An 897-nucleotide genomic window follows, 5' to 3' on the forward strand; every position below is an offset into this window, starting at 1 on the left:
CCTGCTCACCAAACTGCAAGACCACAAAATTGTGGAGCAGATGTAGCCATTTCGCAGGCACGCAAAGCCGTCTATGAGCAGGCCAGGGCACAACGCCCGGAACGTTGGTCAGGCGCGACTCGGGACTGGAGTAGAAAGAATGTTGTCTGGCTCAATCCGGCGCGTGACGATGCACCGCAGGAGGAAGCCGAAATTAGAGAGGTGGTTGCGTAAAAAAAGTGACAAGTATTTTGACAAACACCGCTGGATCAAGAGGGCAGTTGGTATTTGGGGGCTTTTCGATTATTTCATTCCTGGTTGGCGTATACCACATAGACAAATCCATTCGGCGGAAGGGATTGAAGCAACGTATTCGCGAAATACTCTCTCGCTGGGTATGAAGCAAAGGATGCGGCTGTACTTGTGAACTCCCCGCGCTATCGGATGTCTTTTTCCACCGGAGGGCTGTTCCTGCAGGAGTCTGTCTTGCTGGCAACCCTCTATGGAGAAAAGAAAGACTGGGATCAGGTTCGCACCGAGGTCATCGACAACAACCTGCTGCAATCTCGCACTGTCAGTACAACCAAGCGTATTGTGCGGGAAGTCATTGGGCGTCTGCAGGAACTGGATGACCAGGAGCGGCAGCTTCTTGTGCAGGGTAATACCGAGGAACAGTCCAGCCTGTTATGGCTGGCTATTTGTCGTCGCTATCCTTTTATAGCTGAATTTTCACAAGAGGTGGTAAGAGAGCATGCAATGACCTACCACAATGAAATATCCGCAGACGATTTTGATGCGTTTTTCAATGCCAAAATGGAAATTTACCCTGAACTGGAAAAAATCACGGATTCCACGCGAAAAAAGCAGCGTCAGGTACTGTTCAGAATTATGCGGGAGGCGCAAATTATCGACTCGAAT

At 49.8% G+C, this 897-nt stretch carries 1 protein-coding gene and 1 pseudogene; both read left to right on the plus strand.

The annotated features are described in order from the left end of the window. A pseudogene (locus tag ACOCD2_RS22505) lies at positions 1 to 213 on the plus strand (hypothetical protein); the annotation flags it as partial. 189 nt (positions 214 to 402) lie between these two features. Next, a partial coding sequence (locus ACOCD2_RS22510) for a DUF1819 family protein (protein WP_419588619.1) occupies positions 403 to 897 on the plus strand: 495 nt, incomplete at its 3' end.

This window comes from Thiolapillus sp. (genome assembly GCF_048562965.1).
Taxonomy (GTDB): Bacteria; Pseudomonadota; Gammaproteobacteria; order Chromatiales; family Chromatiaceae; genus Thiolapillus; species Thiolapillus brandeum_A.